We start from the raw sequence: 19,022 nt of genomic DNA on the forward strand, positions 1-19,022 counted from the left end.
GCTTAGCGATTTGATTCAAATGCTGAGCGTTAAATAGCGAGTTAATCCCATGGAAAGAAAACCCAATCAACGGCTGCTAAATCACTATTCAGCTTGGAAATACTTAGTTCTTATCGTCACTATTATCGTGATGCTATTCAGTGCCTTGCCGACATTTTACGGTGAGGATGCGGCGGTGCAGGTGGGCGCGAAGGCGGGTTTAACGCTCACACCTATTGCCCTTCGAGATAAGCTGCAAGCTGAAGGCGTGACGGTCAAACGTATCGACCAAAAAAATGGTGAAACCTTAATTGTCCTCGATGCGGATAACCAACAAACCTTAGTCAAAACTTTAGTGTCTTCTATGGTTGCAGAGCCAAAAGAATTGACTTTATCCCTTGCCAGTGCGGCGCCAAGTTGGTTACAAAACTTAGGCTTTCAGCCGATTAAACTCGGGCTCGACTTGCGCGGTGGCGTACAGTTCTTACTCGATGTTGATATTGATCCTGTTTATCAAACTCAGGCCGAGACGCTTGTTGATTCGCTACGTCAATTCATCCGTGAACAGAAAATTCGTGGTGCTAGCGTGCATTTGGACCAAAGTCATCAGTTAAACATGACGTTGCCTGATAATGATGCCCGTGCTGCTGTGCGTCAAATGATGAAAGAGTCCTATCCTAATTGGCAGCTATCCAATGCTGATGGCGCGGGTTTACTGATTAAGTTGAGCCAAGAAGAGCAAACGAAACTGCGTAATTTGACAGTGCAGCAAAACTTACAAGTGATGCGCAGCCGTATTGAAGAGCTCGGTATCACTGAAGCTTTAGTTCAGCGTCAAGGGGAGCATCGAATTCGGATTGAATTGCCTGGAGTACAAGATCCTGCCGCCGCCAAAAACGTTATCGGTGCTACGGCGAGTCTGGCTTTCTTCGAGGTTAAAGAGTCTGGCTCCGTTAATGCTATGGTACTCAACGATAAGTCTGGTAAGCCTATTTATGTGAGCCGCACACCAGTGCTGGGTGGCGATCATATTGTCGATGCGAGGGCGAGTTTAGGCGAGATGGGCATGGCGGAGGTGAACATTAACCTTGACCGTGTGGGCGGGCAGAAAATGTCTGAGTTTTCCCGTACCAATATCGGCAAACCTATGGCGACGTCTTACAGCGAATACAGCCGTGATGAGCAAGGTAAGGCAAAGCAAACACAAGAGATTATCAGTGTCGCGACGATTCAATCCCAACTTGGAGATCGTTTTCGCATTACGGGTGCAGGCTCCTATCAAGAAGCACAACAATTAGCTCTGTTACTGCGAGCGGGCTCTATGACGGCGCCAGTGACTATTGTTGAAGAGCGCACTATTGGCCCGACGCTGGGTGCTGAAAACATTGAAAACGGTTTTGCTGCCCTTGGTTTAGGGATGGGGATTACCTTGCTGTTTATGGCGCTTTGGTATCGCCGTCTCGGCTGGGTGGCGAATATAGCGCTGATCTCCAATATGGTGATCCTGTTTGGTTTACTGGCGCTTATCCCTGGCGCTGTGTTGACCTTACCTGGTATTGCGGGTTTGGTGTTAACAGTCGGTATGGCTGTCGATACCAACGTGCTGATTTTCGAGCGAATAAAAGATAAGTTAAAGGAAGGTCGCAGTTTTGCGCTGGCAATTGATACGGGGTTTGATAGCGCGTTTTCTACTATTTTTGACGCCAACTTCACCACTATGATTACCGCTGTGGTGCTTTACTCCATAGGTAATGGTCCAATCCAAGGTTTTGCCTTGACCTTAGGTCTAGGTCTATTGACCAGCATGTTTACCGGTATCTTTGCTTCAAGGGCCTTGATCAACTTAGTTTATGGACGTGATGCTAGCCGTCATGTGAAGGTATAATCATGAAAAATATTAATCTAACTAAATGGCGTTATGTTTCGAGTGCTATCTCAATTTTGTTAATGCTAGTGTCATTAACCATAATCGGCGTGAAAGGTTTTAACTGGGGCTTAGATTTTACTGGCGGTGTCGTCACCGAAGTGCAGATCGATAGAAAAATTACCAGCAGTGAATTGCAACCTTTACTCAACGCCGCTTATCAGCAAGAAGTGAGTGTAGTCTCCGCCAGTGAGCCGGGACGTTGGGTGTTGCGCTATTCCGATATAAAGAGTGCCGATACAGAGCAAGGTAATATCGATATTCAGCAGGTATTAGCGCCGCTTAACTCTGAAGTGCAAGTGCTTAACAGCAGTGTTGTAGGGCCGCAGATTGGTCAAGAATTGGCAGAGCAGGGCGGTTTGGCGCTGTTAGTCGCTATGCTGGCGATATTAGGTTATTTAAGTTATCGCTTCGAATGGCGACTCGCATCGGGTGCCCTATTCGCTTTAGTGCATGACGTAGTGTTCGTGCTGGCATTTTTCGCCTTGACTCAGATGGAGTTTAATTTAACGATACTTGCGGCTGTGCTGGCGATTTTAGGTTATTCCTTAAACGATTCGATCATTATCGCTGACCGTATTCGTGAATTATTGATTGCTAAGCCAAAGCTTGCTATTCAAGACATTAACAACCAAGCAATTGTGGCGACGTTTTCTCGCACTATGGTGACCTCAGGAACAACCTTAATGACGGTCGGTGCGCTGTGGATCATGGGCGGTGGACCGCTGGAAGGATTTTCGATTGCAATGTTTATCGGTATATTAACTGGCACATTCTCTTCGATTTCAGTTGGTACCTCATTGCCTGAGTTATTAGGCTTAACGCCTGAGCATTATAAGGAACAAGTGATTTCTGAAACACCTTAGGGCTATGCTAATCGCTTAAATTAACAGCGAAAACAAAAAGGCCACTCGATTGAATGGCCTTTTTGTTAACACGATAAAATCAAGAAAAATTACTTTGCCTTTGGCAAAGCAATTTTCATTTCTGGTGATTGACGATAAATCACCAGAATATGACCAATAAGTTGCACTTTTGCGGATTGAGTTTCACGTACTATGGCATCAACGATGGCATTTTTTAGCTCTCTGTCGGCAGAGGCTACTTTCACTTTAATCAGTTCATGATAAGCGAGTGCGCTTTCAATTTCAGCGAGTACACCTTCAGTCAATCCATTGGCACCAAGCAGCACCACTGGCTTTAGCGGATGCGCTAGACCTTTTAAATGCTGTTTTTGTTTGGTTGTTAAGTTCATTTCTACCAACTTTTGCTGAGTTACTGTTGAAAAACGGCTATTCTACCCTTATATAGCCTTTGTGTAACTCTCAATTGTTGCGGATTTTAAATGTCAGGTATAAAACGTACGGCCAGTTCTAATCGCTGGATGCTAGAACACTTTGATGATCACTATGTCAAACTCGCCCAAAAAATGGGCTTGCGATCTCGCGCTGCGTTTAAGCTTGAGGAGATCCAGCAAAAGGATCAACTAATTCGCCCAGGCATGACTGTGGTTGATCTCGGTGCTGCTCCGGGAGGTTGGTCTCAAGTGGCAGTTAAATTAGCGGGAGATAGAGGTAAAGTCATCGCCTGTGACATTTTGCCTATGGATCCCATCGTCGGCGTCGATTTTTTGCAAGGGGATTTTCGTGAAGATAAAGTCCTTCAAGCATTACTTACTCGCGTCGGTGATGCTAAAGTTGACGTTGTGTTGTCTGATATGGCACCCAACATGAGTGGTTCAGATAGTGTTGATCAGCCCCGTGCCATGTATTTAGTGGAATTGGCGTTAGATATGTGCCATCAAGTATTGGCTCCTAATGGCTGTTTTGCGGTAAAAGTCTTTCAGGGGGAGGGCTTTGACGAATACATGAAAGCGGTAAAAGCAGTGTTTAAAGTCGTTAAAACACGTAAACCAGACTCTTCACGGGCTCGTTCCCGCGAAGTCTATCTTGTGGCGACTGGGTACAAGTTGTAGTAACCTAGCGTTAATAATCGCAAGACTTAATGAGGTCTAGTAATTTGAGTGACATGGCAAAAAATCTAATACTCTGGGTTGTCATCGCCGTTGTGCTGATGTCAGTGTTTCAGGGTTACTCCCCCTCTTCTTCGTCATCGCAGAAGATGGATTATTCTACCTTCTTAGATAATGTCCGTGATGGACAGGTCGCAACTGTTGAAGTTAAGAGCGACCAACGTACTATTGAAGGTGCTAAACGAACTGGTGAAAAATTCACTACTATCATGCCGTTATATGACCAAGATTTAATTAATGATCTTGATCGTAAAGGCATCACTATGAAGGGCCAAGAAGCCGAAGAGTCAGGGTTCCTTACCCAAATCTTCATCTCTTGGTTCCCAATGTTATTGCTTATCGGGGTATGGATTTTCTTCATGCGCCAGATGCAAGGCGGCGGTGGCAAAGGCGCTATGTCCTTTGGTAAGAGCAAAGCCAAGCTGATGAGCGAAGATCAGATTAAAACTACTTTTGCCGATGTTGCTGGTTGTGACGAAGCAAAAGAAGAAGTGAAAGAGCTGGTTGATTACCTGCGTGACCCAACTAAATTCCAAAAATTGGGCGGCCGAATTCCAACGGGCGTACTGATGGTGGGTCCTCCAGGTACAGGTAAAACCTTGCTGGCGAAAGCCATTGCGGGTGAATCTAAAGTCCCTTTCTTCACTATTTCAGGTTCTGATTTCGTGGAAATGTTTGTTGGTGTCGGTGCATCCCGTGTGCGTGACATGTTTGAACAAGCGAAAAAGTCTGCACCTTGTATTATCTTCATCGATGAAATCGATGCGGTCGGTCGTCAACGCGGCGCGGGTTTAGGTGGTGGTCATGATGAACGTGAGCAAACACTGAACCAAATGCTGGTTGAGATGGATGGCTTCGAAGGTAATGAAGGCGTTATTGTTATCGCGGCAACTAACCGTCCAGACGTACTCGATTCTGCGTTATTACGTCCGGGTCGTTTTGACCGTCAAGTGGTCGTTGGTTTACCAGACGTTCGTGGTCGTGAGCAGATTTTGAAAGTGCATATGCGTAAAGTGCCGCTTTCTGAAGATGTGAAGGCGAGTGTGATTGCCCGTGGTACGCCAGGTTTCTCGGGTGCTGATTTAGCTAACTTAGTGAACGAAGCTGCCTTGTTTGCGGCTCGCGGAAATCGCCGAGTTGTAGGCATGGAAGAATTTGAGCGTGCAAAAGATAAAATCATGATGGGTGCTGAGCGCCGTTCTATGGTGATGTCTGAAGCTGAAAAAGAAATGACCGCTTACCATGAAGCAGGCCATGCTATTGTGGGTTGTTTAGTACCAGAGCACGATCCTGTGCACAAGGTGACTATCATTCCTCGCGGCCGTGCGCTGGGTGTCACTTTCTTCTTACCTGAAGCTGACTCAGTGAGCCAGAGCCGTCGTAAGTTAGAAAGCCAAATTTCGGTCGCCTACGGTGGTCGTTTAGCAGAAGAGCTTATCTACGGTACTGAAAAAGTGTCGACTGGCGCATCACAGGACATCAAATATGCGACATCTATTGCGCGTAACATGGTGACTCAGTGGGGCTTCTCGGACAAGTTAGGTCCATTGCTGTATGCAGAAGAAGATGGTGAAGTCTTCTTAGGTCGCAGCATGGGTAAAGCCAAAGCGATGTCCGATGAAACTGCAACCATTATCGATGCTGAAGTAAAAGTCTTTATCGACAAAAACTACGCTAGAGCGAGACAGATATTGACGGATAACCTCGATATTCTGCACTCAATGAAAGAAGCTTTAATGAAGTATGAAACCATTGATTCACTTCAAATTGACGATTTAATGAAACGTCGTGAAGTGCGTCAGCCTGCTGATTGGCAAGTGGATGACAGTGGTTCTAACGATAAAGGCAATGGTCATGGTGAACCTGCAGCGAAAGCTGAAGACAGTGTGACTGCACCTGCTGAGCCAGAACTGAAAGATCCTGATGAATCTCCAGCTAAGTAATGTGTTGTGAAACTAAAGAAAACCCCGTAAAGGGGTTTTCTTGTTTTACCTTGTAGCAATTTGACTGCGCTGTCATTAATACTCTCTGCCACCATTGATATTTATCTTCTGACATTGGTCTTTTCGGATAGAAAATGAAGGCTTGAAATTAATGACGCAAGTTATGCCAGTGAGTAAAATCGTAAGTGTTCGTATTACAGGAGTAAATGCGTGTTTGAACTGATTGCTGGCACTAAACGCCTCGCGTTATCTTCGCCCATTGTGATGGGTATACTTAATGTCACTCCCGATTCTTTTTCCGACGGTGGTCAATATTCTTCCTATGAGCTTGCCTGTCAGCATGCCGATGACATGGTGGCTCAAGGCGCGGGAATGATAGACATTGGCGGTGAGTCGACAAGACCTGGCGCCGCCGAGGTGAGCTTAGCCGATGAACTTGCGCGGGTGATCCCGTTGGTGAAATATGTTGCGGCGCACCATGATGTGTGGATTTCGGTCGATACCAGTAAACCTGAAGTCATGCGTCAAGCTGTTGCTGCGGGCGCACATTTGATTAACGATGTGCGCGCCCTGATGGAACCCGGTGCGCTTGAAGCTGCTGCAGAGTTGCAAGTCCCCATATGCTTAATGCATATGCAAGGCGAACCCCAAAGCATGCAATTTGCACCGACTTACCATAATGTTATTGAAGAAGTTTCTGCCTTTTTAACTGAGCGGATTGAAGCTTGCTTGCGAGCAGGGATCCCCCGTGAATTATTAATACTCGATCCGGGATTTGGTTTTGGTAAAAGCTTAGAGCATAACTATGAATTACTGGCGAAGCTCGACTGTTTTGCCCAGTTTGATTTACCGATATTGATAGGATTGTCTCGTAAGAGCATGATAGGAAACCTCTTAGCAAAACCGACCTCAGAACGTCTTGCTGGGAGCCTTGCTGGCGCTATGATAGCGGCCCAAAAGGGCGCTCATATCATTCGTGTGCATGATGTTACTGAAACTGTGGATATGCTCAAGGTGTTACAAGCGACACAAGCGTATTTTTAAGCATCGTTATGCTCTCGTTAAGCATTTAATTAATATTATGATCCCAAATCATTGGGACACATTTGAGTTTGTGGAGCGATATGAAAGAACGTAAATTTTTTGGAACTGACGGTATTCGGGGAAAAGTCGGTTCAGGTCAAATGACGCCTGAGCTTGCGCTTAAGTTAGGTTGGGCGGCGGGGCGCGTGTTATCCCGCAGTGGTACCAAAAAGGTGATTATAGGGAAAGATACGCGTATTTCGGGCTATATGTTTGAGTCAGCATTAGAAGCTGGCCTTTCTGCTGCAGGCCTTAATGTGATGTTAATGGGACCTATGCCAACGCCAGCAGTAGCCTATTTGACGCGCACGTTTCGCGCCGAAGCTGGGGTGGTGATCAGCGCGTCACACAATCCGTATTACGATAATGGTATTAAGTTTTTTTCCACCGACGGCAGTAAGTTAGACGATAACCTAGAGCTAGAAATTGAAGCCGAGCTTGAAAAGCCCCTCGTTTGTGTTGAATCGCATCTATTGGGGAAGGTATCGCGTATTGAAGATGCCCGTGGCCGTTATATTGAGTATTGCAAAGGTAATTTTCCTGCAGAACACACGTTAACTGGGTTAAAAATTGTGGTTGATTGTGCCCATGGCGCAACTTATCACATAGCGCCAGCTGTGTTTCGTGAGTTAGGCGCCGAGGTGATTGCCATTGGTGATAAACCCAACGGGATGAACATCAATGATAAAGTGGGCGCGACGTCCATGGGCAAAATTTGTGAAACCGTTCTAGCCGAAAGTGCCGATTTAGGCATCGCACTCGACGGTGACGGTGACCGTATTATGATGGTCAACAGCAAAGGCGAAGTGATCGACGGCGATCAAATTTTATATATTCTGGCCTGTGATGCGAAATCCCGTGGCGTATTACGCGGTGGTGTAGTTGGTACGTTAATGTCAAACCTTGGGCTTGATCTCGCCTTGCATGCATTAGACATCCCCTTTGCACGTTCGAAAGTGGGCGACCGTTATGTGATGGAACTACTTAAAGAACTCGATTGGCGCATTGGCGGTGAAAATTCAGGGCATATCCTCAATCTTGATCACGGCACAACTGGTGATGGCATAGTTGCGGGGATTTTAGTGTTAGCGGCTATGCGTCGTCAGAATGCCACGCTAGAAGAACTGACTTCTGCGATGGAAATGTTGCCGCAGGTGTTAGTCAATGTGCGCTTTGAAGGCGAGCATGACCCTCTTAAGTCAGATAAAGTTAAAGCGGCGCAGGCACAGGTTGAATCTCAACTGGGCGTGCGTGGCCGAGTATTATTACGTAAGTCAGGTACTGAACCTTTGATCCGTGTCATGGTTGAAGGTGACGATCATAGTGCAGTATTGGCGCACGCAAATTTGATTGCGGATGCGGTAAAATCGGCAAGCTAATATTTACTAATTTTGTAATGAGTGCGGCTGATACCAATTTAAAATTAAGGTGTTAGCTGCACAAATGAACAGAAAACAGCTTTGGCGTGTAAAAAATAAGCATTCCAACCTTATATCTGAAAAAATTCGAATTTAGCTATTGTAACTTAATAAGTGGTTCGCTATTATTCACGCCGCTTTCAGAGGAGACAGTGATGGCACTCAGACGTCCTATGGTAGCTGGCAATTGGAAGATGAACGGCAGTGCGGCATTAGCACAAGAGTTGTTCAAAAAATTTGCCTCTAAGCTCCAAAATGATTCAGCTGAAGTGGTTTTATGCCCGCCTTCTATCTATCTAGAGAGCGTTAGGCAACTGCTAGAAGCAAACAAGGAAGCGTTAGACGGTTCACTTGTTAGGATGGGCGCACAAAACCTAAGTCAACATGACTTTGGCGCTTATACCGGAGAAGTTTCAGGTCAGATGCTCAAAGATTCAGGATGTCGATATGTAATTATCGGGCATTCAGAACGTCGCCGTATGTACGGAGAGACGAGTAATATCGTAGCGGAGAAATTCGCCGCTGCACAAAAGCATGGCTTAACCCCAATTTTATGTGTGGGTGAGTCAGGTCCAGCACGTGAAGCAAGACGCACCTTTGAGGTGATTGCTGAAGAGTTGGATATAGTGATTCAGAAAAATGGCACTATGGCTTTTGATAACGCTATTATCGCCTACGAGCCGCTTTGGGCTGTAGGAACAGGTAAAAGTGCTACACCAGAGCAGGCACAAGAAGTTCATGCGTTTATTCGCAAACGCCTCTCTGAAGTGTCTCCGTTTATCGGAGAAAATATCAGGATTCTCTACGGTGGTAGTGTGACACCGAGTAATGCTGCAGATTTATTTGCCCAACCTGATGTTGATGGTGGACTGATTGGCGGTGCTAGCTTAAACTCTAGCGAGTTTTTAAGTCTGTGTACCATAGCGATGAGCGCATAATATGTATGAAGTTCTAGTAGTTATTTACTTGTTGGTTGCATTAGGTCTAATCGGCTTAGTATTAATACAGCAAGGTAAGGGAGCTGATATGGGGGCCTCTTTTGGCGCCGGTGCATCAGGTACTCTTTTTGGTTCAAGCGGTTCAGGTAACTTCCTGACACGCAGCACGGCGATTCTTGCCATTGCGTTTTTCACTTTAAGTCTGCTTATTGGTAACTTAAGTGCAAACCACGCAAAAAATGAAGATTCATGGAAAGATTTAGGTTCAGACACTGAACAGGTTACCCAACCTGTTGAGCAAGGAACCCAAAAGTCAGAAACGAAAATTCCTGACTAGTAAAAGGTGTCGCCGAGGTGGCGAAATTGGTAGACGCGCAGCCTTGAGGTGGCTGTGACCTAACGGTCGTGCGGGTTCAAGTCCCGCTCTCGGCACCAAATATAACTAAGATAGGCGAGATAAGTTCTCTCTTAGTTATTGCAAGAAATGACGATAGTCAATATACTTGCACACAGTTGACGCGGGGTGGAGCAGCATGGTAGCTCGTCGGGCTCATAACCCGAAGGTCGTCGGTTCAAATCCGGCCCCCGCAACCAGCTCCTAGTAACGAATAGTTTTTGAATTCGTTATGGTTTACAGGTTCTTGAAATTAATGACCTCGTGATTACGGGGTTTTTTGTTATCTGGGACTTTTAAATTTGTCGCATGCTTCGTATGTGGCGTTGTACTAGGGCTATTAAGCCCTTTTTTGTTTTTTCGGGGGTCAATCTTGGCAACGTTAGAATTCAGACTGGCAGAAATGCTCAAAGTACCTGTGGAAGCATTAGGCTTTCAGCTGTGGGGCATTGAATATGTTCAAGCGGGTAAGCATTCCACACTGCGAGTGTTCATTGATGGTGAGAATGGTATCAATATTGAAGATTGTGCCAATGCAAGTCGCCAAGTCAGTGCTGTACTCGATGTTGAAGATCCTATTTCTACAGAATATACCCTAGAGGTTTCTTCGCCAGGCGTAGATAGACCCTTATTTACTGCTGAGCAGTACGCGGGCTATGTAGGCGAGGATGTAAAGCTTCAATTGACTATGCCGGTTGACGGCAGTCGTAATTTAAAAGGCGCCATCACTGCGGTCGACGGGCAAATGCTCTCGCTGAAAGTGAATGGTAAAGAGTTAGTTGTCGCATTGGATAATATCCGCAAAGGCAACTTAATCGCTAAGTTTTGATGGTTTCAAGGTGAACGAGGCAAGACGAGATGAATAAAGAGATTCTGCTAGTCGCTGAGGCGGTTTCAAATGAAAAGGCCGTTCCACGCGAGAAAATTTTTGAAGCGCTAGAGATTGCTCTGGCCACAGCAACCAAGAAAAAGTACGAAGGTGATATTGACGTTCGTGTTGCTATCGACCGTAAAACCGGTGGTTATGATACTTTCCGTCGTTGGATGGTAGTTGATGATCACGGTGAAGCGTTAGAAAACCCTTATCGTGAAATCACGTTAGAAGCGGCACGTTACGAAAATCCGGACATCCAGCCTGGCGAGTTTATCGAAGACGATATCGAGTCAGTGGTGTTTGACCGTATTACCACTCAAACCGCTAAGCAAGTGATCGTACAGAAAGTACGTGAAGCTGAACGTGCGCAAGTGGTTGAGCAGTTCCAAGATCAAGAAGGTGAGTTAATCACTGGTGTGGTCAAAAAAGCGACTCGCGAGAGCGTAGTGGTTGACTTAGGTAATAACGCTGACGGCGTATTGTTCCGTGAAGACTTAATTTCACGCGAATCTTTCCGCCCTGGTGACCGTGTGCGTGCATTACTGTACTCAGTACGTCCAGAAGCTCGTGGTGCACAGTTATTCTTAAGCCGTACTAAGCCTGAAATGCTGATCGAGCTTTTCCGTGTTGAAGTGCCTGAAATCGCTGACGAACTGATTGAAATCATGGGCGCTGCTCGTGATCCAGGCGCTCGCGCTAAGATCGCCGTTAAGTCGAATGATCGCCGTATCGATCCTATCGGTGCGTGTGTGGGTATGCGTGGTGCGCGTGTACAAGCCGTTTCGAATGAACTGGGTGGCGAACGTGTTGATATCGTGTTGTGGGATGATAATCCAGCACAATACGTGATCAATGCCATGGCGCCAGCCGATGTTGCCTCTATCATAGTCGACGAAGATAACCATTCTATGGATATCGCTGTTGAAGCCGATAGTTTGGCACAAGCCATTGGACGTAATGGCCAGAACGTACGTTTAGCAACACAACTGACTGGTTGGGTTCTGAACGTTATGACAGTGGAAGATATGAATAAGAAACATCAGGCAGAAAGTGCCAAGGTGGTTGATTTATTTGTTAACTCACTGGATGTCGATGAAGATTTTGCACAAGTACTGGCAGACGAGGGCTTTACGTCGCTCGAAGAAGTTGCCTATGTGCCTGTGTCTGAACTATTGGCGATTGACGGTTTTGACGAAGATCTCGTCGAAGCTTTACGTGAACGTGCAAAAGCGGCGATCTCAACTCGAGCTCTCGCTACTGAAGAAGCACTGGATGGTGTGGAGCCAAGTGAAGAGTTGCTAGCACTTGAAGGTGTTGAAAGACACTTAGCCTATGTTTTCGCTAGCAAAGGTATTGTGACTCTAGAAGACTTGGCTGAACAAGGCATTGATGATTTGATCGAAATTGAAGAATTGACAGAAGAAAAAGCAGGTGAGCTCATCATGGCAGCCCGCAATATCTGTTGGTTTGGCGAAGAAGCATAAGTCGATCAACAGGGGGATTTAACTGATGGCAGATACTACCGTAGAGAAATTGGCCACGGAAGTGGGTAAAAGTGTTGAACGTCTGATTGAGCAATTCTCTCAGGCTGGAATTAAGAAAGGCCAAGCTGATAAAGTGACTGAAGCTGAAAAGCAGCAGTTACTGGATTATCTGAAAAAGCAGCACGGTGGCGAAAATGCGCCAACGAAAATGACGCTGCAGCGTAAAACCGTATCGACCCTAAGTGTGGCCGGTAATGGTGGTCAATCTAAAGATGTTAAAGTTGAAGTTCGTAAAACACGAACTTTCGTTAAGCGTGATGCTAATGAGGCTACTCTGAAGGCTGAAGAAGAAGCGAAAGCCGAAGCAGAAGCTTTGGCAAAAGCAAAGGCCGAAGCAGAAGCTGCTGCGGCAGCAAAAGTGAAAGCTGAAGCAGATGCTAAGGCAAAAGTGGAAGCAGAAGCCAAGGCGAAAGCTAAAGCAGCAGCCGAAGTGAAAGTGGTTAAAGATATGTCACCAGAAGCAGAAGCGGCTCGTCTAGAAGCTGAACGTTTGAAAGCGGCGCAAGAAGCGGCAACCAAACGTAAGCAAGACGAAGAAGCGGCTAAAGCGGCAGAAACTGCTCGCTTACTCGCTGAAGAACATTCTAAGCGCTGGGCCGAAGAAGAGCGCCAACGTTTAGAAGCTGAGAAAAACGGTGATCATCACATCACGACATCTAAAGTAGCTCGTGCTGCTGAAGATACTTCTGATCTGGATGAAGAAAAACGCGGACGTCGTGCTCGTAACAAGAGCAACGCGAAAAAACGTGGTGGCAAAGATGCTCGTGACGGCCGTGAAAAACACATGCGTAACCGCAGTACTGCACCTGAGTCTATGGCGCATGGCTTCAATAAGCCTGTGGCAGCAGTGAGCCGTGATGTGCGTATCGGTGAAACTGTTACTGTTTCTGAACTTGCGCATTTAATGGCAGTGAAAGCGACTGAAATCATCAAACAGATGATGAAAATGGGTTCTATGGTCACGATCAACCAAGTGTTAGATCAAGAGACTGCCCAGCTAGTTGCTGAAGAAATGGGTCACAAAGTTGTGCTTATCCGTGAAAACGAGCTTGAGCACCAAGTGCTACAAGACCGTGATGATGAAGATGGCATCAAGCTAGAATCTCGTGCACCAGTTGTGACTATCATGGGTCACGTTGACCACGGTAAGACTTCGTTACTCGACTACATTCGCCGCGCTAAAGTGGCTGCTGGTGAAGCCGGTGGTATTACTCAGCATATCGGTGCATACCATGTTGAAACTGAAAATGGCATGATCACTTTCCTTGATACTCCTGGTCACGCCGCGTTTACCGCAATGCGTGCTCGCGGTGCCAAGGCAACGGATATTGTTGTGCTAGTTGTTGCTGCCGATGACGGTGTAATGCCGCAAACAATCGAAGCTATTCAACATGCTAAAGCTGGTAACGTGCCATTAATCGTGGCTGTGAACAAGATGGATAAACCGGAAGCGGATATCGATCGCGTTAAGAGCGAATTGTCACAACACGGTGTTATGTCTGAAGATTGGGGTGGAGACAACATGTTTGCCTTCGTTTCAGCTAAGACAGGTGAAGGCGTTGATGAACTGTTAGAAGGTATCTTACTGCAAGCTGAAGTTCTCGAACTGAAAGCGGTACGTGATGGTATGGCTGCCGGTGTGGTCATTGAATCACAATTGGACAAAGGTCGCGGCCCTGTGGCTACGATTCTGGTTCAAGAAGGTACGCTGCGCCAAGGTGATATCGTTCTGTGTGGTCTTGAGTACGGTAAAATTCGTGCAATGAAAGACGAAAACGGTCGTTCAATCACTGAAGCGGGTCCATCTATTCCTGTTGAAATTCTAGGTCTGTCAGGCGTTCCGTCTGCAGGTGATGAAGCAACAGTCGTACGTGACGAACGTAAAGCTCGCGAAGTTGCCCTGTATCGTCAAGGTAAGTTCCGTGATGTGAAACTGGCACGTCAGCAAAAATCTAAGCTAGAAAACATGTTTGCGAACATGACAGACGGCGAAGTGAAAGAACTGAACATCGTTCTTAAAGCAGACGTACAAGGTTCACTCGAAGCGATTACTGATTCGTTAACAGGTTTGTCTACCGACGAAGTGAAAGTGAACATCATCGCTCGCGGTGTGGGTGCACTGACTGAAACGGATGCAACCTTAGCGGCTGCCTCTAACGCTATCATGGTTGGCTTTAACGTACGTGCCGATGCACAAGCCCGTAAGACTATCGAAAGTGAAAGTGTTGATTTACGTTACTACAGCGTTATCTATAATTTGATTGATGAAGTGCGTGCAGCAATGACAGGTATGCTGTCTCCTGTGTTCAAACAACAAATTATCGGTCTGGCTGAAGTTCGTGATGTGTTCAAGTCACCTAAGCTGGGTGCAATTGCTGGCTGTATGGTGACCGAAGGTACCATCAAGCGTAGCGCGCCAATTCGCGTACTACGTGATAACGTTGTTATCTACGAAGGTGAACTCGAATCTCTACGTCGCTTCAAAGACGACGTTGCTGAAGTTCGCAATGGTATGGAATGTGGTATTGGCGTTAAGAACTACAACGATGTTCGCGTAGGCGACCAAATCGAAGTATTCGAAACCGTCGAGATTGCTCGTACTCTGTAACGATAATAAGGGCGGCTTTAGCCGCCCTTATCAATTTAAGCTATGGTAAGAAATATTATGGCAAAAGAATTCAGTCGTACTCGTCGAATCGCTCAGCAGCTTCAGCAAGAACTTGCTCAAGTGCTACAGCGCGACATGAAAGACCCTCGTATTGGCTTTGTGACTGTGAATGACGTCGATGTCTCTCGCGATCTCAGCTATGCCAAAGTGTTTGTGACTTTTTTCGAAGAAGACAAAGCTGTCGTTCAAGAAAAGCTAAACGCTTTGATCAGCGCAGCTCCTTATATCCGCACTTTAGTGGCGGGTCGTATGAAGCTGCGTGTCATGCCTGAACTGCGTTTTATCTACGATAGCTCGCTAGTTGAAGGTATGCGCATGTCTAACTTAGTTAGCCAAGTGATCAACCAAGACAAAGCGAAGCAACAGCAATTTGGCAGCGAAGACGCATCGGTTGAAGATGAAGTCTTAGGTGATGATATTGCTGATGACGCAGATGAAACGGAAGGTAAAGATTAATGGCTCGTCGTCCAAAAGGTCGTTTTATCGATGGGATAGTGCTGCTGGATAAATCCACTGGCATGAGTTCTAACTTTGCATTGCAAAGGGTAAAGCGCTTTTTTAATGCGAATAAAGCTGGGCATACAGGCGCACTCGATCCGTTAGCGACAGGTATGTTACCTGTATGCTTAGGCGAAGGGACTAAGTTTTCTCAGCATCTATTGGATGCCGATAAACGCTATTTAGTCACTGCAAAGCTTGGCGAACGGACAGATACCAGTGATTCCGATGGTGAAGTGGTGCAAACCCGCGCCATTGATTTTACCGAGGCGCAGTTATTAACCGCGCTTGATTTCTTCCGTGGTGAAACTCAGCAAGTTCCTTCTATGTATTCCGCGCTGAAATATCAGGGTCAGCCCCTGTATAAATATGCCCGTGAAGGTATAGAAGTGCCGCGTGAATCTCGCCCTATTACGGTATTTGAGCTAAATTTCATCGGTCTTGAAGGCGATGAGCTGACCTTAGACATTCATTGTTCTAAGGGCACTTATATTCGCACTATCATAGACGATCTCGGTGAGATGCTCGGTTGTGGCGCCCATGTGATTATGCTGCGCCGCACCCAAGTTGCACAGTATCCCTATGCCAGAATGGTCACTTTAGAACAACTTGAAGCGCTAGTTGCTCAAGCACATGAACAACAGATAGATCCGAGCGTATTACTCGACCCTCTGTTATTGCCTATGGACACGGCCGTGGCCGATTTTCCAGAGGTGAATGTGCCGGATGCGATAGCTCCTTACTTAATGCAAGGTCAAGCGGTTCGTGTACCGGTTAATGCAGAATTGAAAACCGATGAGTTGGTACGTATCACTTTAGGTGATATTCGCCGGTTTGTGGGGATTGGCACAATGAACGAAGATGGCTTATTAGCGCCGAAACGACTCATTGTTATCCATGACGAACCTGCAGAAACGCATTAGCCCGTTATCCATCGACAAATGATTAAATTAGTTGATGCATTAGTCCCCGCCTTTTATTGCGCTAGGGTGGGTTTATGGGTAAAATAGCGCGCCCTCTGGCTGAGTTAGTGATCGGCTAGAGATTCATATTATTTATTTGGAGATATACATGTCACTAAGTCCTGAAGCAAAAGCAAAAATTTTGGCTGATTTTGGCCGTTGTGAAAACGACACTGGTTCAACTGAAGTTCAAGTTGCTTTGTTAACTGCGCAAATCAACCATTTGCAAGATCACTTCAAAGAGCACATTCATGATCACCACTCACGTCGTGGTCTGTTACGTATGGTTAGCTCACGTCGTAAGTTAACTGCTTACCTGAAACGTACTGATTTAGCACGTTACACTGCTCTGATCCAAAAGTTAGGTCTACGTCGTTAATTTCGCGTCGACTAACGTGAAAAAGGAGGCTTAGCCTCCTTTTTTATTGCCTAAAATTCAACAGAATATTGATTGTGTAAACGAGAGATATAAAGAAGTTACAGTCAAAATCAGTCTAATGTTTAGGTCCGTTATGCTTAGCTTAATGTGATTAAGCATCGAATTGATTAAGTGCCAATGTAAGTATCCTAAGCCCCACGTAAACCATCAAGACTGCTTATTGTTGCTGTTTGTGTTGCTATATACAGCGCTTCAAATTCTGCTTGGGGTAGAGGTTGACTAAAATAGAAACCTTGGCCGACTTGGCACTGATTTTCTTTCAACCAATCCAATTGCTGTTCGTTTTCAATGCCTTCGGCCACAATGGTCAAATTAAGCTGCTTTCCCAACATTAAAATGGTCGATGCAATTGCGCTATCCCCAGGTAGATCAGAAACGAAACAACGATCGATTTTCATGGTAGTGATAGGCAAATGGCGCAGGTAAGAGAGTGAAGAATACCCTGTGCCAAAGTCATCGACTGCAATGCCAAATCCGGCTGATTTCAATTGTTCAAGCTTAGCGATAGCGAGTTCAATGTCGTTCATCAACGAGGTTTCAGTGATTTCAATTTCCAACAACTCGGGTTGGATTTGATAGCGTAATGCCATCTGCTTGATATCGGGCACTAAACTAGCATCGGCAAATTGTTGTGAGGCAACATTAATCGCAATTGGGATGGCATAGTTATATTTTTTCTGCCACTCCCTCAAGACCTTGCAGCTTTGTTCTATTACCCAGCGTCCAATTGGAATGATGATCCCTGTTTCTTCCGCGACGGGAATAAAAGAAACCGGACTGATGAGTCGGCCGTCTTTTTGCCAGCGGATCAGGGCTTCACAGGCGATCACTTTGCCCGTTTGTAGGTCGAGTTTTGGCTGAAAATACAGTAAAAATTCGTTGTTTTTTAACGCATCATGCAAAGATGCTTCGGTGCGTAAACGCACAGCTGCGCGCTCTGTCATCTGCTGTTTAAAGAAGGCCCATTGATTCGAGCCTGCAGCTTTCGCGCTGTACATGGCAATGTCAGCGTGACGGATTAAATCTTCAGCACTGTTACCGTCTTCGGGATAAATAGAAATCCCAATTGATGCCGCAGGATGAATTGCATGTTCATTTAATTGAATCGGGACATTGAGCTGGATCAGTAGCTTATCTACAAAATCAGCCGCTTGATCAGGGGTGTGAACTGTATCAGCCAGAATAACAAATTCATCGCCACCTAAGCGGGAAACTGTGCCTTTATCGCCAACGAAGCGTTCAAGGATGCGGGCAATACGGGCAATACGGGCAAGAAATTGATCGCCTAATGCGTGGCCAAGGGAATCGTTGATATTCTTAAAACGGTCTAAGTCGATAAACATCAATGCAAAGCTGCGTTTGTGTACTCGCGAGCGTTGGATAGTGACTGCGATGGTTTCAAGCAATAATGTGCGGTTAGGTAAACCCGTTAGCGGATCTCGGGTCGCCATTTTGCGCAGTTTGGACTGGGTTTGGCTAAATTGGATAAGAATTTGGTTGAATTTCGAGGTTACTAAGCCGAGTTCATCATCCTTGTGTGCGTTGGACATAGGTAAGAGATTCTCGTCCGGTGAGTCGGGTTCGATCTTATCGATGGCCTCACTGATGCGTGCGATAGGCTGAGTCAGGAAGCGATGGAATACCACGGAAAGCACTAAGGTGAGTAAGAGTGCACGAGCGAGAGTAGCAAAAAAACTAAATCTTAACTGCGAGAAGAGGGTGTTTGTTAGTTCTTGGGTATCGTAGAAAACCGTTAATGTACCAATGAGTTGCTGTTGTTGGGTACCTTCAAAATAAAAAGGCCTATACAAAGGGCGAGAAATTTCTTTGAGATCATCAAATAATTTATTACTTAAACTGATAAAAGTCTGTGAGTTATTCTGCTTATTATTACTGACAGAAACAAACATTGAGCCATCGTCTAGCTCAATCACCGCCGAGCCAACATGTTCGACTTTAATGGCACCCTCTAAAGTTTGACGGGCTAAATTATCATCTAATGCCCATACAGCATTTGCTGCAGGTTGTTCAACTGAATCAAGGAGTTCTTGCTGAGTGGTCGTGAGTTGTTGTTTGGTTGATACGACGACTAAAGCGATTTCAACAATAAAAATGGCAATGGCAAAAAATAGGGCAGTAAATACGACTAGGTTAGTTTGTTTCCACGTCAGTGACTTAAAACGGCCTGTCATCGGGCGCATCCTTCATGATAATTATTCACCATCGGCGAGATTTTCCGTATCAATATAAACCGCAACTCTTTGTTGATTTAACCACTTTAGTGAAAAGTTACGTATTTGTCATCATTATCTGCTCTTTATCTATT

16 protein-coding genes and 2 tRNA genes are annotated in these 19,022 nt (G+C 45.8%); 16 read left to right on the top strand and 2 right to left on the bottom strand.

What is annotated here, in order from left to right:
* Positions 1 to 49 precede the first annotated feature (49 nt).
* Positions 50 to 1,864, top strand: a complete 1,815-nt coding sequence (gene secD / locus L5M71_RS00625; protein ID WP_105251696.1) for a protein translocase subunit SecD — start codon at positions 50 to 52, stop codon at positions 1,862 to 1,864.
* Positions 1,865 to 1,866: 2 nt separating this feature from the next.
* On the top strand, positions 1,867 to 2,769 hold the full coding sequence (gene secF / locus L5M71_RS00630; protein WP_028761458.1) for a protein translocase subunit SecF: 903 nt from the start codon (positions 1,867 to 1,869) through the stop codon (positions 2,767 to 2,769).
* 89 nt (positions 2,770 to 2,858) lie between these two features.
* On the opposite strand, the gene yhbY is transcribed toward secF, so the two are convergent.
* Positions 2,859 to 3,158, bottom strand: coding sequence for a ribosome assembly RNA-binding protein YhbY (yhbY, locus tag L5M71_RS00635; protein WP_006082725.1), 300 nt, complete (start codon positions 3,156 to 3,158; stop codon positions 2,859 to 2,861).
* A 90-nt stretch (positions 3,159 to 3,248) separates the two neighbouring features.
* Here yhbY and rlmE point away from each other — a divergent pair, with 90 nt between their 5' ends.
* From rlmE to rpsO, 14 genes are all read left to right on the top strand, one after another.
* Positions 3,249 to 3,878, top strand: coding sequence for a 23S rRNA (uridine(2552)-2'-O)-methyltransferase RlmE (rlmE, locus tag L5M71_RS00640; protein ID WP_006082724.1), 630 nt, complete (start codon positions 3,249 to 3,251; stop codon positions 3,876 to 3,878).
* A gap of 29 nt (positions 3,879 to 3,907) precedes the next feature.
* The gene (gene ftsH / locus L5M71_RS00645) at positions 3,908 to 5,878 is read left to right on the top strand and encodes an ATP-dependent zinc metalloprotease FtsH (RefSeq protein WP_173913187.1); all 1,971 of its coding nucleotides are present in this window, start codon (positions 3,908 to 3,910) and stop codon (positions 5,876 to 5,878) included.
* A 210-nt stretch (positions 5,879 to 6,088) separates the two neighbouring features.
* A complete protein-coding gene (folP, locus tag L5M71_RS00650; RefSeq protein WP_263205880.1) occupies positions 6,089 to 6,922 on the top strand; it encodes a dihydropteroate synthase in 834 nt (277 codons plus the stop codon).
* A gap of 80 nt (positions 6,923 to 7,002) precedes the next feature.
* Complete coding sequence (gene glmM / locus L5M71_RS00655; protein ID WP_263205882.1) at positions 7,003 to 8,340, top strand: phosphoglucosamine mutase; 1,338 nt, start codon at positions 7,003 to 7,005, stop codon at positions 8,338 to 8,340.
* Positions 8,341 to 8,534: 194 nt separating this feature from the next.
* Positions 8,535 to 9,317, top strand: coding sequence for a triose-phosphate isomerase (gene tpiA, locus L5M71_RS00660; RefSeq protein ID WP_006082720.1), 783 nt, complete (start codon positions 8,535 to 8,537; stop codon positions 9,315 to 9,317).
* Position 9,318: 1 nt separating this feature from the next.
* The gene (gene secG, locus L5M71_RS00665) at positions 9,319 to 9,654 is read left to right on the top strand and encodes a preprotein translocase subunit SecG (RefSeq protein ID WP_028761453.1); all 336 of its coding nucleotides are present in this window, start codon (positions 9,319 to 9,321) and stop codon (positions 9,652 to 9,654) included.
* 11 nt (positions 9,655 to 9,665) lie between these two features.
* Positions 9,666 to 9,752, top strand: a tRNA-Leu gene (locus tag L5M71_RS00670).
* A gap of 82 nt (positions 9,753 to 9,834) precedes the next feature.
* Positions 9,835 to 9,911: transfer RNA gene (locus L5M71_RS00675), tRNA-Met, on the top strand.
* Positions 9,912 to 10,084: 173 nt separating this feature from the next.
* Positions 10,085 to 10,540 (top strand): ribosome maturation factor RimP, encoded by a 456-nt coding sequence (rimP, locus tag L5M71_RS00680; RefSeq protein WP_006082718.1) that lies wholly within the window; start codon positions 10,085 to 10,087, stop codon positions 10,538 to 10,540.
* A gap of 29 nt (positions 10,541 to 10,569) precedes the next feature.
* Complete coding sequence (gene nusA / locus L5M71_RS00685; RefSeq protein WP_028761452.1) at positions 10,570 to 12,069, top strand: transcription termination factor NusA; 1,500 nt, start codon at positions 10,570 to 10,572, stop codon at positions 12,067 to 12,069.
* A gap of 25 nt (positions 12,070 to 12,094) precedes the next feature.
* On the top strand, positions 12,095 to 14,737 hold the full coding sequence (infB, locus tag L5M71_RS00690) for a translation initiation factor IF-2 (RefSeq protein WP_105251699.1): 2,643 nt from the start codon (positions 12,095 to 12,097) through the stop codon (positions 14,735 to 14,737).
* A gap of 57 nt (positions 14,738 to 14,794) precedes the next feature.
* On the top strand, positions 14,795 to 15,253 hold the full coding sequence (rbfA, locus tag L5M71_RS00695; protein ID WP_105251700.1) for a 30S ribosome-binding factor RbfA: 459 nt from the start codon (positions 14,795 to 14,797) through the stop codon (positions 15,251 to 15,253).
* A complete protein-coding gene (gene truB / locus L5M71_RS00700) occupies positions 15,253 to 16,218 on the top strand; it encodes a tRNA pseudouridine(55) synthase TruB (protein ID WP_028761448.1) in 966 nt (321 codons plus the stop codon). Before rbfA ends, truB begins: the two co-directional genes overlap by 1 nt.
* A 148-nt stretch (positions 16,219 to 16,366) precedes the next feature.
* Positions 16,367 to 16,636: a 30S ribosomal protein S15 gene (gene rpsO / locus L5M71_RS00705; RefSeq protein ID WP_028761447.1), complete on the top strand. Its 270-nt coding sequence runs from the start codon at positions 16,367 to 16,369 to the stop codon at positions 16,634 to 16,636.
* A 188-nt stretch (positions 16,637 to 16,824) separates the two neighbouring features.
* Here rpsO and L5M71_RS00710 read toward each other — a convergent pair whose 3' ends face one another.
* Positions 16,825 to 18,888 carry a putative bifunctional diguanylate cyclase/phosphodiesterase gene (locus L5M71_RS00710; RefSeq protein ID WP_263205885.1) on the bottom strand — a complete coding sequence of 688 codons (2,064 nt, stop codon included), beginning with the start codon at positions 18,886 to 18,888 and terminating at the stop codon, positions 16,825 to 16,827.
* Positions 18,889 to 19,022: the final 134 nt, after the last annotated feature.

This window comes from Shewanella sp. SW1 (assembly GCF_025653545.1).
Lineage (GTDB): Bacteria > Pseudomonadota > Gammaproteobacteria > Enterobacterales > Shewanellaceae > Shewanella > Shewanella oncorhynchi.